This is a genomic window from Microbacterium sp. p3-SID336 (genome assembly GCF_025143365.1).
Lineage (GTDB): Bacteria > Actinomycetota > Actinomycetes > Actinomycetales > Microbacteriaceae > Microbacterium.
Window position 1 is genome coordinate 81,671 of sequence record NZ_JALXPE010000004.1, and the last position, 12,684, is coordinate 94,354.

Annotated in this window: 13 protein-coding genes; 4 read left to right on the plus strand and 9 right to left on the minus strand. The window is 70.5% G+C overall.

The annotated features are described in order from the left end of the window. Nucleotides 1–7: 7 nt before the first annotated feature. Nucleotides 8–1,651, minus strand: coding sequence for a phosphoglucomutase (alpha-D-glucose-1,6-bisphosphate-dependent) (gene pgm, locus M3C17_RS02165; protein ID WP_259976006.1), 1,644 nt, complete (start codon nt 1,649–1,651; stop codon nt 8–10). Nucleotides 1,652–1,695: 44 nt separating this feature from the next. On the opposite strand from pgm, the gene pheA reads away from it, so the two are divergent. After that, entirely contained in the window at nt 1,696–2,679 is a 984-nt protein-coding gene (pheA, locus tag M3C17_RS02170) for a prephenate dehydratase (protein WP_259976007.1), read from the plus strand. 21 nt (nt 2,680–2,700) lie between these two features. On the opposite strand, the gene M3C17_RS02175 is transcribed toward pheA, so the two are convergent. From M3C17_RS02175 to M3C17_RS02190, 4 genes are all read right to left on the minus strand, one after another. Next, entirely contained in the window at nt 2,701–2,910 is a 210-nt protein-coding gene (locus tag M3C17_RS02175; RefSeq protein WP_259976008.1) for a methyltransferase, read from the minus strand. A 97-nt stretch (nt 2,911–3,007) separates the two neighbouring features. After that, nucleotides 3,008–4,045, minus strand: coding sequence for an LLM class flavin-dependent oxidoreductase (locus tag M3C17_RS02180; protein WP_259976009.1), 1,038 nt, complete (start codon nt 4,043–4,045; stop codon nt 3,008–3,010). Between the two features lie 95 nt (nt 4,046–4,140). Beyond that, nucleotides 4,141–4,365, minus strand: a complete 225-nt coding sequence (locus M3C17_RS02185; RefSeq protein WP_259976010.1) for a DUF2795 domain-containing protein — start codon at nt 4,363–4,365, stop codon at nt 4,141–4,143. Between the two features lie 68 nt (nt 4,366–4,433). After that, nucleotides 4,434–4,856 (minus strand): Hsp20/alpha crystallin family protein, encoded by a 423-nt coding sequence (locus tag M3C17_RS02190; RefSeq protein ID WP_259976011.1) that lies wholly within the window; start codon nt 4,854–4,856, stop codon nt 4,434–4,436. Between the two features lie 125 nt (nt 4,857–4,981). Between M3C17_RS02190 and M3C17_RS02195 the strand changes: the two genes are divergently transcribed. Beyond that, a complete protein-coding gene (locus M3C17_RS02195; RefSeq protein WP_259976012.1) occupies nt 4,982–5,293 on the plus strand; it encodes a MerR family transcriptional regulator in 312 nt (103 codons plus the stop codon). Between the two features lie 41 nt (nt 5,294–5,334). Further along, nucleotides 5,335–7,065, plus strand: a complete 1,731-nt coding sequence (locus M3C17_RS02200; RefSeq protein ID WP_259976013.1) for a cation:proton antiporter — start codon at nt 5,335–5,337, stop codon at nt 7,063–7,065. A 55-nt stretch (nt 7,066–7,120) separates the two neighbouring features. Here M3C17_RS02200 and M3C17_RS02205 read toward each other — a convergent pair whose 3' ends face one another. From M3C17_RS02205 to M3C17_RS02220, 4 genes are all read right to left on the minus strand, one after another. Further along, on the minus strand, nt 7,121–8,551 hold the full coding sequence (locus M3C17_RS02205) for a dicarboxylate/amino acid:cation symporter (protein WP_259976014.1): 1,431 nt from the start codon (nt 8,549–8,551) through the stop codon (nt 7,121–7,123). 113 nt (nt 8,552–8,664) lie between these two features. Then, nucleotides 8,665–9,006 carry a hypothetical protein gene (locus M3C17_RS02210; RefSeq protein WP_259976015.1) on the minus strand — a complete coding sequence of 114 codons (342 nt, stop codon included), beginning with the start codon at nt 9,004–9,006 and terminating at the stop codon, nt 8,665–8,667. A gap of 113 nt (nt 9,007–9,119) precedes the next feature. After that, on the minus strand, nt 9,120–9,356 hold the full coding sequence (locus M3C17_RS02215; RefSeq protein ID WP_259976016.1) for a helix-turn-helix transcriptional regulator: 237 nt from the start codon (nt 9,354–9,356) through the stop codon (nt 9,120–9,122). After that, the gene (locus M3C17_RS02220; RefSeq protein ID WP_259976017.1) at nt 9,353–9,976 is read right to left on the minus strand and encodes a hypothetical protein; all 624 of its coding nucleotides are present in this window, start codon (nt 9,974–9,976) and stop codon (nt 9,353–9,355) included. Before M3C17_RS02220 ends, M3C17_RS02215 begins: the two co-directional genes overlap by 4 nt. 175 nt (nt 9,977–10,151) lie before the next feature. Between M3C17_RS02220 and M3C17_RS02225 the strand changes: the two genes are divergently transcribed. Continuing rightward, nucleotides 10,152–12,683: an ATP-dependent Clp protease ATP-binding subunit gene (locus M3C17_RS02225; protein ID WP_259976018.1), complete on the plus strand. Its 2,532-nt coding sequence runs from the start codon at nt 10,152–10,154 to the stop codon at nt 12,681–12,683. Nucleotide 12,684: the final 1 nt, after the last annotated feature.

A 12,684-nucleotide genomic window follows, 5' to 3' on the forward strand; every position in this document is an offset into this window, starting at 1 on the left:
CCGCGATTCAGGCGCCGAGCGCCGCCGACACCACCGCTCGCGCCTCCTCCTGGACCTCCGCGAGGTGCTCCGGGCCGCGCAGGCTCTCGGCGTACAGCTTGTACACGTCCTCCGTGCCCGACGGACGGGCGGCGAACCACGCGTGCTCCGTCTGCACCTTGAGGCCGCCGATCGCCGCGCCGTTGCCCGGCGCCTGCGACAGCTTGGCCGTGATGTCCTCGCCCGCGAGGGTCGTCGCGGTCACCGCCTCCGGCGTGAGCTTGCCGAGCGCGGCCTTCTGCTCCGGCGTGGCCGGCGCGTCGACGCGCTGATAGGCGGAGGCGCCGAACGCCTGCTCCAGTTCGGCGTAGCGCTCGGACGGGGTCTTGCCGGTGACGGCGATGATCTCCGCCGCCAGCAGGCACAGCAGGATCCCGTCCTTGTCGGTCGACCACACCGAGCCGTCCCTGCGCAGGAACGAGGCACCGGCGGACTCCTCGCCGCCGAAGGCGACCGAGCCGTCCAGCAGCCCGGGCACGAACCACTTGAAGCCGACCGGAACCTCCAGCAGGCGACGGCCCAGCGACTCGGCGACGCGGTCGATGATCATCGACGACACCAGCGTCTTGCCCACCGCGGCGTCGCGCGGCCACTGCTCGCGGTGCGAGAACAGGTAGTCGATCGCCACCGCCAGGTAGTGGTTGGGGTTCATCAGCCCGGCATCCGGGGTCACGATGCCGTGCCGGTCGGCGTCGGCGTCGTTCCCCGTGAGCACGTCGTAGTCGCCCTTCTTCGCGACGAGGGAGGCCATGGCGGACGGCGACGACGGATCCATGCGGATCTTCTCGTCCCAGTCCAGTGTCATGAACCGCCACGTGGGGTCCACCTCGGGGTTCACGACCGTGAGGTCGAGGTCGTGCATCTCGGCGATCAGCGTCCAGTACTCCACCGATGCGCCGCCCAGCGGGTCCGCTCCGATCCGCACGCCCGCCCGGCGGATGGCGTCCAGGTCGATGATGGACGGCAGATCCCGCACATAGGCGTCGCGGAAGTCATAGCCGGTGATGGCATCCCAGTCCACGTCGGCGAACCGCTCGCGCCTCACGTCGCTCAGTCCGCCCGCGATCAGCTGGTTGGCGCGGTCGGCGATCCATCCCGTCGCATCCGTGTCGGCGGGGCCGCCGTGCGGCGGGTTGTACTTGAAGCCGCCGTCGCGCGGCGGGTTGTGCGACGGCGTCACGACGATGCCGTCCGCCCGGCCGGGGTCGTCGGCGGCAAGGCCGCGGTTGTGGGTGAGGATGGCGTGGCTCAGCGCAGGTGTGGGCACCCACGAGTCGCGGGCGTCGACGCGCACGTCCACGCCGTTCGCCAGCAGCACCTCGATCGCGCTCCGCTCGGCGGGAAGCGACAGCGCATGCGTGTCCCGCCCCAGGAACAGCGGGCCGGTGATGCCCTGCGCCGCCCGGTAGTCCACGATGGCCTGCGTCGTCGCGAGGATGTGGTGCTCGTTGAAGCTGTTCGTGAGCGAGGAGCCACGGTGCCCGCTGGTGCCGAACACGACCCTCTCGGCTGCCACGTCGGGATTCGGCACCCGGTCGTAGTAGGCGGCGATCAGCTCGTCGACGTCGATCAGGTCACTTTCCTCCGCGGGGAGGCCGGCACGACTGCTCATCCTCTCAGTCTGCCCCGAGAGACGGATACGCGCATCCGCTTGACATGCGGGAATGCCATGAGTCAGCGAAGGCTAGGCTGAACGCCGTGACCGCACGCCGCACCTACAGCTACCTCGGACCAGCCGGAACCTTCACCGAGGCGGCGCTCGATCAGGTGGCGGAGGCCAGGGGCCAGACCTGGCGGCCCGTTCACAACGTCGGCGAGGCGCTGGCCGACGTGCTGGAGGGTCGCAGCGACGCCGCCATGATCGCGATCGAGAACTCCATCGAGGGCGGGGTGTCCACTACGCAGGACGCACTGGCCACGCTGCCCGGCCTGCGCATCATCGGCGAGTACCTGGTGCGGGTGAACTTCGTGCTCGTGGCTCCGCGCGGCACCACGCTCGACGAGGTGCAGGTCGTCGCCGCCCATCCGGTCGCGTATGCGCAGTGCCACGGCTGGCTGGGCGCGCATCTGCCGAGCCACTCGCACGTTCCCGCCGCCAGCAACGTGGCATCGGCCATCGGCGTGCTCGACGGGACGCTGCCCGCGCAGGCCGCGATCGCCGCCCCGGGCATCGTGCAGCACTACGACGTGGACGTGCTCGCGGAGGGCATCGGCGACAACGCCTCGGCGGTCACGCGGTTCGTCCTCGTCACCCGCACGACCACCTCCCCGGCTCCGACGGGCGCCGACAAGACCTCGCTGATCGTGGAGCTCCCGCACGACCACCCCGGCTCGCTGCTGGAGATGCTCGAGCAGTTCTCCACGCGCGGCATCAACCTGTCGCTCATCGAGTCCCGCCCGATCGGCGACGAGCTCGGCCGCTACCGGTTCGTCATCGACGCCGACGGCCACATCGAGCACGAGCGCATGGCCGACGCGCTGCTCGGCATCCGACGCTTCAGCCCGCGCGTCGTGTTCCTCGGCTCCTACCCGCGTGCCGACCGGCAGATCGTGCAGTACCCGGACCGCTACTCCGACGACGTGTTCATCGAGGCGAGGGACTGGCTGCGCGGCATCCTCTCCGGCGAGCCCGAGTCCTGATCGGGAGTCCGCGGCCGCGGGTCAGTGCTGCTGGAAGCGCGGCCACGCGCTCCCCGGCGTCATCCGCGCGTGCAGCGCCCCCTTCGCCGACTCCAGGCTCGGGTAGATCCCCGCGGTCGCGTCGGCCCCGGCCATCGTGACGGCGTAGCCGTCCTCGTCGTGGCGGATGCTGCCGACCACCCCGTTCGTGCCGTAGGCGACCCAGAGTGCGAGTGTCTTGGTGGTGCTCATCGTCGAACCCCTTCCTCCGCCGCCGAGGCTACGCCCACGGCCGCCGGAACAGAAGGGCTTGACGAACCGCCGAACCACGCCACCGCGGCGCCAGGGATCAGGCGGCGGCGATGAGCTCCAGCGTCTGCGCCCGCCCGACCGCGGTGTCCTTCGGCTCGGCCTCGAACGCCCCGGCCACGGGGGAGAGCATGACCTCGTCGACGCCGTACCGGGTGGCGAACTCCCGCACCTCGGCGGCGACCGCGTCGCCCGTGCCGACGAACCACCGCGAGCGTGCCGCCTGCACCACCTGGTCCGTCGCCGCGTCGGTTTCGGCCGCCAGGGCCTGCTCCACCGTCTCCAGCGCCACGAGGGGCTGGTTCAGCCGGAGTCGCGCCATCATGCGCAGCTGGGGCAGGGCGCGCTGCTCGGCCTCGTCCGCGGTGGGCGCGGCGACCGCGTTCACGGTGAGGAACGTGCGCGGCTCCGGGTGCTCCTCGCTGGGGCGGTACCCCTCGCGGTACAGGTCGAGGGCGCGCTCGAGCCCCTGTCCGGAGAAGTGGTTCGCGAAGACGTACGGCAGGCCGTGCGACGCGGCGAGCTGCGCGGAGTAGTCGCTCGACCCGAGCAGCCACAGCTCCGGCACGCCGGTGGCCGCGGGGGTGGCGCGCACGGTGTACTCGCCGCCCGAGGTGAAGCGCACGGTCGCGCCGTCTGCGGAGAACAGTGCGGCGATGTCCTGGATGTGCCGGGGGAACTGCTCCACGTCGCTCGTGGTGCCGGAGCCGCGGAGCAGCTGGGTGATGACGGGGTCGCTGCCGGGCGCGCGGCCGAGGCCCAGGTCGATGCGCCCCGGCGCGATGGCTTCGAGGGCCGCGAACTGCTCCGCGACGATGAGCGGAGCGTGGTTCGGCAGCATCACGCCGCCGGAGCCGAGACGAAGGCGCGTGGTGCGCGTGGCGGCCGCCGCGATCAGGACGGGCGGCGTGGTGGACGCGACGGCCGGCATGTTGTGGTGCTCGGCGAACCAGTACCGGCGGTAGCCCAGCCGGTCGGCGGTCTCGGCGAGGGAGAGGGAGGCGGCGATGGCCTCGGCGCTGGTCTGGCCGGTGCGGACCGGCACGAGGTCGAGGACGGAGAGGGCGACGTCGTTCATCCCCGGGTGCAACCCCGGGCCCGGCGCCGGCATTCCCGCGAGGCAGGAGGACCGCGCGGCGGATGCCGACGACGGGGAGGGTGTCGCGGCGCCCGTCAGGCGGCCTGCGGGGTGCGGGTGAGGGCGTCGGCGAGGGCGTTGCGGGCGACGCGGTAGCGGATGTGCCACGCGGCGCTGTAGCTCTGCTCCGGCAGCTCACGGAGAACGGCGCGGTCCTCGGCGCCGAGGCCTTCGCGGGCGGCCTCGCGCAGCAGGTCGTCGCGGGTCGCCGGGTACTCCATCCCGGCGAGGAAGCGGTCGAGCGTAGGGGAGAGTGCCATGAGACGTCCTTTCTGCGAGGGGGACGGTGGGGAAGGGCGGGGCGGCGCCGCAGCGCCGCCCCGTCGGGTCAGGCGTCGATCGCCTGGCGCTGGTCGCCGGACTCGACGACGATCTTGCGCGGCTTCGCGCGTTCGCTCACGGGGATGACGACCGACAGGACACCGCTCTCGTACGAGGCGCTGATGCTGTCGAGGTCGACGCCGTCGCCGAGCGTGAACTGGCGCAGGAACGAGCCGGCGCCGCGCTCGCGGGCAAGCCAGCGTACGCCCTCGCGGGTGTCGGCGGTGCGCTGGGCGCGGATCGTCAGCTGACCGCCGTCGAGGTCGACGTCGATCGAGCCGGGGTCGGCCCCCGGCAGGTCGGCGTGCAGGATGTAGCGGTCACCGTCGCGGTACAGGTCCACCGGCATCGACCGGGGTGCGCGAACGGAGTCCAGCACGCTCGCGGCGAAGCGATCGAGCTGGCTGAAGGGATCGAAGGTCAGTGCCATGAGTTTCTCCTTTCGTGCGGCCCGTCTCGGGCTGAGGTGTCGTGCAGATTATCTGCACTTGAGGTATAGATTTGTTATAGAACACCAGCAGGACCTTCGCAACCCCGAGATGAGGACTCTTCGCGATGACGACACGTGACTCCCGCACCCCGGTGTACGGCATCGCCGTTGCCGCCCAGCTGGTGGACCTCCCCGAGGCCACGATCCGGCTGTTCGAGAGCAAGGGACTGCTCGTGCCCGCCCGCAGCGACGGCGGCACCCGGCGCTACAGCGACGACGACATCACGCGCCTGCGCCGGGCCGCCGAACTGCGCGGCGACGGGCTCAACATCGCCGGCATCGCCCGCGTGCTCGACCTGCAGGACGAGAACGAGGGTCTCCGCGACGCGCTCGACGCCGGGCGGGAGGAGGCGCGCACGCGCGCGGACCGGCGCTGATCGACGCCGGCCGGCCGGAGGGCCGGCGATACGCTTCCCCCATGGAAGCCGGGATCCTCTACGTCCTCGTCGGAGCCGTCGCCGTCGCCGCGTTCGCGCGCTGGAGAGGATGGCCCGCACCGCTGCTGGTGACCGTGGCCGCGCTCGCCGTGTCGTTCGTGCCGTTCATCCCCGAGCTCGAGATCGACGGGCACCTGCTGCTCAACCTGGTCCTGCCGCCGCTGCTGTACTCCGCCGCGCTCGACGTGTCCTTCGTCGGGTTCCGGCGCAGCCTCCCGCAGATCCGGCGCCTCGGCATCTGGCTCGTGCTGCTGACCGCGCTCGCGGTGGGACTCGTCGCGTGGTGGATCATGCCGGCGCTCACCCTGCCGGGCGCCCTGCTCCTCGGGGCCATCGTGGCGCCGCCCGACGCCGTCTCCGCGGCCGCCATCGGGCGTCGGCTCGGACTCCCGCGCCGCATCATGACCGTGCTGTCGGGGGAGAGCCTGATCAACGACGCGACATCGCTCACGCTCTACCGCGTGTTCGCCGCGATCCTCGCGGGAGCCACGCTCACCGTGTGGGACGGTGTCTGGCAGTTCCTGCTCGCGGTCGGTGTGGGGGTCGCGGTCGGCCTGGTGTTCGGCATCGCGCTCCACCAGCTGCGCATGCGCCTGACCGACCCGGTGGTGATCGGGACCTTCGGCCTGCTCGCCCCGTTCGGCGCCTACGGCATCGCGGAGCACCTGCTCGGCTCGGGCGTGCTGGCGGTGGTGGCGATGGGACTGTACGTGGGCTTCAACGCGCCGCGGACCGACTACACGACCCGGCAGCAGGAGGCGCCGCTGTGGCTCTCCGCCGACCTCCTGCTGGAGAGCTTCGTGTTCGCCTACATCGGTCTGCAGTTCCCGCGGGTGCTGAACGATCTGGGCAGCGAGTCCGTCGGGCACATCCTGCTGCTCTCCGGCGCGGTGCTGCTGGTGGTGCTGCTGGTGCGGCCGCTCTACATCTACCCGACGAGTGCGTGGGCGAACTTCCAGGACCGCCGCCGGCTCGCCCGCATGGACCGCGGCATCGCCTCCGGCGAGTTCGACGAGCGACGTCGGCGGTCCAGGCGGTGGCGGCAGTACACCGCGGACGAGCTGCGCACGCAGATCGTCCGGGAGCGGATGGCGGGTCTCCGGCTCACGTGGAAGGACAACGCCGTCATCTCGTGGGCCGGCATGCGCGGCGTGGTGACGCTGGCGATCGCCGTCGCCGCGGCCGACCTCGCCGGGCTCGACACGGCGGCAGCGCACGCGATCGTCGTGGTCGCCTTCATCGTCACGGTCGGCACGCTGCTGTTGCAGGGCCTGACGCTGCCGCTGCTCATCCGGCGCCTGCGCATCGCGGGCGACGCGGAGGACCTCGAGGACCAGCGGGCGCTGGAGGCGGTCAAGGCGAAGAGCCGCGAGTCGGGCAAGGCGTACCTCGCGCAGCAGCGTCTCGAGTGGGAGAAGCGACACGGCGAGCTCGACCTGCGCGTGTTCGACGCCTTCACGAAGCGCATGACGCGGGTGGAGAAGGACACGGATGCGGCGCAGCAGGTGGAGGACACCGCGAACCGGCCGTCGTACGACGACCTGGTCGCCGTGACCAAGGGCTGGCTGCAGGTGCGCAGAGAGATCCTCGTCGCCGAGCGCGACGCCGGAGAGCTCGACGAGGAGGTCATGCGGGAGCTGCTCGCCGCGATGGACGCGGAGGAGCTCGCGCTCGACACCCGCGGCGCCACCCGCCAGCACGGTCGGGTCTGACGACGGAGCGCCCCCCCCCGGGGGGGGGCGGGGCGCTCAGCGCAGGCGCGGTCGGTCAGCGTGCGCCGGCCGGCTCCTGTGCGGTGTCGGTGGCGGCGTCCGCCTCGGGGGCGTCCTCGTCGCCGGAGTCGTCGGCGAAGGGCAGGCCCTCGCGCGGCGCGTTGTAGAGCTCCTCGTCGAGGATTCCCTCGCGCTTGGCGACGATCGCCGGGACGAGCGCCTGACCGGCGACGTTGACCGCGGTGCGGCCCATGTCGAGGATCGGGTCGATCGCCAGGAGCAGGCCCACGCCCTCGAGCGGCAGGCCCAGGGTCGACAGCGTGAGCGTGAGCATGACGACGGCGCCGGTGGTGCCGGCGGTGGCGGCGGAGCCGACGACCGAGACGATCACGATCAGCAGGTACTGCACGAAGTTCAGCTCGATGCCGAAGAACTGCGCGACGAAGATCGCGGCGATGGCGGGGTAGATCGCGGCGCAGCCGTCCATCTTGGTGGTCGCGCCCAGCGGCACCGCGAAGGAGGCGTACGAGCGGGGCACGCCCAGGTTGCGCTCGGTCACGCGCTCCGTGAGGGGCAGGGTTCCGATCGAGGAGCGGCTGACGAAGGCCAGCTGCACTGCGGGCCACACACCCGAGAAGTACTGCTTGATGGACAGCCCGTTGGTGCGGACGAGGATCGGGTAGACCACGAACAGCACCAGCGCGAGGCCGATGTACACGGCGGCGGCGAACCAGCCGAGCGAGGCGAGCTTCTCCCAGCCGTACTTGATGACCGCGGAGCCGATGAGGCCGAACGTGCCGATCGGCGCGATGCGGATGATCCACCACAGCACGCGCTGGATGACCTTGAGCAGCGACTCGGTGAAGACCAGGAACGGCTCGGCCTTCTTGCCGGCCTTGAGCGCCGCGATGCCGACGACGGCGGCGACCACGATGACCTGCAGGATGTTGAAGCCGACGCTGGAGCTGAAGGTGCCGTCGGCCGCGCCGGGAGAGGTGCTGACGGTGAGGCCGAGGAAGTTCTGCGGGATGAGTCCGAGCAGGAAGTTCCACCACGTGCCGACCGTGTACGGGTCGCCCGCCTCGAGGCCCTCGCCCGCGCGGTTGCCCGGCTGGATGACCAGGCCGAGCACGATCCCGATGACGACCGCGATGAAGGCGGTGATCGCGAACCACAGGATGGTCTGCCCGGCCAGGCGTGCGGCGTTCTGCACGCGGCGCAGGTTCGAGATGCTGGCGACGATGGCCGTGAAGATCAGCGGCACCACGGCGGCGCGCAGCAGCGTCACGTACGAGCTGCCGATGGTGTCGAGGGTGGCGGACAGGCCGGTCGGGTTCTCGGCGGTGGCGCCGAGCTGACGGCCGATCAGGCCGGCGGCGATGCCGAGGACGAGTGCGGCGATGATCTGGAAGCCGAACGAGGTCAGCAGCTTCCGGACGGGTCCGCGGGTGTCTGGCGCCTTCTGGGCGCGGGCAGTGGTGCTCATGGGACTCCAGGATCGCGGCGCGCCGAGTGCGCGCCATGAGGCTCAACGCTAGAGCTGCCTGAGAATTCCCTGGGTCGATGTGACGAAGGATGACGACCGCTCGCGCGAGGTCGTCACTCGTTCACGCACTCCTGCAGGTTCTCGGAGATGACCTTCGAGGTGAGCGCCTTGTCGGCCTCGTCCTTCTGCCTGTCCTCGCCGTCGGCGATGTAGGCGAGGGTCTCGTTGCTGAGGTCGGAGTCGACCAGGGCCTCGGCGAGGCAGGTCGCCGCCTCATCGGTCATCGCGTCCTCCTGCGAGGTGCCGGCGAAGACCTTCTGGATTCCGTCGGCGACCTCGTCCACCGAAGGGCGGCCGGGTCCGCCGCATGCCGAGAGCGAGAGGGCGAGGGCGGCGGCGGGGACGAGCGCCAGGAGACGGAGGCCACGACGCGGGGTGGAGGCGATGCGGGTCATGCCCAGGACGCTAGCGCCGGCGACGACCGCGGAACGAGGGGCTTGCGGCGCGCGGCCCGGTCGTGCTCTCCGTCGTCGAACCGCCCCTCGTGTCGGACGCCCTGCCCGGTGGATCAGCGGTCCGCGAGGACGAGGAGGTCGCCCACCTCGCAGTCGAGTGCTTCGCAGATCGCCCGCAGCGTGGAGTAGCGGATCGCTCTGGCGCGATCGTTCTTCAGGACGGACAGGTTCACGATGCTCACCCCGACGGCGGCGCTCAGCTCGGTCAGCGTCATGCCGCGGGCGGCCAGCAGCTCGTCGAGACGGCAGTGGATGCCGCTCGACTCGTCGTCGCTCTCCGCCGGGCTCACACCAGTCCCTCCGTGTCGCGCTGCAGGCGGCGGCCGATGGCGAACACGCCGGCCACGAGGGCGAGGGCGAAAGCCCATCCCACGGGTGCCAGGTCGAACTGCAGGAGCAGTGTCCACAGCACGTCCTCGACGTCCGGTGCGGTGGCGGCCAGATCCCGGACGATCTCCGCCCGGCCGATCCCTCCCACGAGCTGGCCGAACAGCGTGCCGGCGATCAGGAGGCAGGCCGCGGCGCCGAACATCCACCCGAGCGAGGCGCGGAAGGGGCGGGAGCGGATGAGGGAGACGCCCAGCCACCAGACCACGGCGCACAGCGCGATGGTCGCGAGGGCGGGGAGTGCGGTCTCTAGCAGCAGGAGCCACCGGGCGCCCGTGGGCGGCGAGGTGAACGTGACGAGGGCGGTCTCGACGGTGGCCGCGTCGATGCCGGCGACACCGTCGAGGGCGGCGAGGTCGACGTCGTGCACGGGCATCGGCACCGTCGGGGACGGCGAGAACAGGGCGCCGGCGGCCTGCGCGACGGCGACGATCGCTCCGATTCCCACGCTGACGGCCCCGGTCGCGATGAGCCCGAGGGCGATGCCGTCGGCGAGCGACGGGCGAGTTCCAATGGTGAGCATGCGCCCCTCCTGACCGTTTGTTGTTATCGACTTTCGTTAACATAACGACTGTCGATAAACAGGTCAACCCCTCGCTATGCCCACGGCGAACACGGGCATACCCGCCATTCCTGGTCGTTACTCTCGATGTACAAGCGCTTCATGCGTCTTCGCCCCGTGCGAATAAGGAGTCAACATGTTCGAGAGATTCACGGACCGAGCCCGTCGAGTGGTCGTCCTCGCCCAAGAAGAGGCGAAGATGCTCAACCACAACTACATCGGCACCGAGCACATCCTGCTCGGCCTCATCCACGAGGGCGAGGGCGTCGCAGCCAAGGCGCTGGAGTCGCTCGGCATCTCCCTCGACGCCGTCCGCGAGCAGGTGCAGGACATCATCGGCCAGGGTCAGCAGCAGCCGACCGGCCACATCCCGTTCACGCCGCGCGCCAAGAAGGTGCTCGAGCTGAGCCTCCGCGAAGCCCTGCAGCTCGGTCACAACTACATCGGCACCGAGCACATCCTCCTCGGCCTCATCCGCGAGGGCGAGGGAGTGGCCGCTCAGGTGCTCGTCAAGCTCGGCGCCGACCTGAACAAGGTGCGCCAGCAGGTCATCCAGCTGCTGTCCGGCGCTCCGGGCCGCGAGCCCGCATCGGTCGGTGCGCAGACCAACGACTCGCCCGCCGGAGCCCAGGGTGGCTCCGCGGTGCTCGACCAGTTCGGCCGCAACCTCACGCAGGCCGCGCGCGACAACAAGCTCGACCCGGTGATCGGGCGCGAGAAGGAGGCGGAGCGGGTCATGCAGATCCTCTCCCGCCGCTCCAAGAACAACCCGGTCCTGATCGGGGAGCCCGGCGTCGGCAAGACCGCCGTCGTCGAGGGCCTGGCGCAGGCGATCGTCAAGGGCGATGTGCCCGAGACGCTGAAGGACAAGCAGCTGTACTCGCTCGACCTCGGCTCGCTGATCGCCGGCTCGCGTTACCGCGGCGACTTCGAGGAGCGCCTGAAGAAGGTCACCAAGGAGATCCGCACGCGCGGCGACATCATCGTCTTCATCGACGAGATCCACACCCTCGTCGGTGCGGGTGCCGCCGAGGGCGCGATCGACGCGGCCAGCATCCTCAAGCCGCTGCTCGCCCGCGGTGAGCTCCAGACCATCGGCGCCACCACGCTCGACGAGTACCGCAAGCACTTCGAGAAGGACGCCGCTCTCGAGCGCCGCTTCCAGCCGGTGCAGGTGAACGAGCCGACGCTGCCGCACGCCATCAACATCCTCAAGGGGCTGCGCGACCGGTACGAGGCGCACCACAAGGTGCAGATCACGGACGGCGCCATCGTGGCCGCCGCGAACCTCGCCGACCGCTACGTGTCCGACCGCTTCCTGCCGGACAAGGCCATCGATCTGATCGACGAGGCCGGCGCACGCCTGCGTCTGTCGATCCTGTCCAGCCCGCCCGAGCTGCGCGAGTTCGACGAGAAGATCGCCGCCGTGCGCGAGCAGAAGGAGCAGGCGTCGGAGGAGCAGGACTTCGAGAAGGCCGCATCGCTGCGCGACGAGGAGAAGAGCCTCCTCGCCGAGCGTCTGCGCCTCGAGAAGCAGTGGCGTGCGGGTGACGTCGCGACCCAGGCGGTCGTCGACGAGGGCCTGATCGCCGAGGTGCTCGCCCAGGCGACCGGCATCCCCGTGTTCAAGCTGACCGAGGAGGAGTCCAGCCGACTCGTCTTCATGGAGAAGGCGCTGCACCAGCGCGTCATCGGTCAGGAGGAGGCCATCGCGGCCCTCTCCAAGACCATCCGCCGTCAGCGTGCCGGGCTCAAGGACCCGAAGCGTCCCTCCGGCTCGTTCATCTTCGCCGGCCCCACGGGCGTCGGAAAGACCGAGCTCGCCAAGGCCCTCGCGGAGTTCCTGTTCGACGACGAGGCCGCGCTCATCTCGCTCGACATGAGCGAGTTCGGCGAGAAGCACACCGTCTCCCGGCTGTTCGGCGCCCCTCCCGGGTTCGTCGGCTTCGAAGAGGGCGGCCAGCTCACCGAGAAGGTGCGGCGCAAGCCGTTCAGCGTGGTGCTCTTCGACGAGATCGAGAAGGCCCACCCGGACATCTTCAACTCGCTGCTGCAGATCCTCGAAGAGGGTCGCCTCACCGACGGTCAGGGTCGGATCGTGGACTTCAAGAACACGGTCATCATCATGACCACCAACCTCGGTGCGCGCGACATCGCCGGCGGCCCGGTCGGCTTCCAGGTCGAGGGCAGCAACGCGACCAGCTACGAGCGGATGAAGGGCAAGGTCAACGAGGAGCTCAAGCGGCACTTCAAGCCCGAGTTCCTGAACCGTGTCGACGACATCATCGTCTTCCCGCAGCTGAGCAAGGAGGAGCTGGTGCAGATCGTGGATCTGTTCACGAAGCGCCTCGGCGAGCGTCTGCTGGACCGCGACATGACGATCGAGCTGTCGCAGGCCGCCAAGGAGCGTCTGATCGAGATCGGCTTCGACCCGGCGCTCGGCGCCCGGCCGCTGCGCCGCGCGATGCAGCACGAGATCGAGGACCGGCTGTCGGAGAAGATCCTGCACGGCCAGCTCGACTCGGGCGACCACGTGAAGGTCGATGCGAAGGACGGCGAGTTCCTGTTCGAGCACGGCCCGCGGGGCGAGAAGGTCGCGGTCGGCGTCAACACCGGCGGCGGCGCGATCTCCGGCACCCCCGACCTGGCGGTGGCCAGCGGGGAGTGAC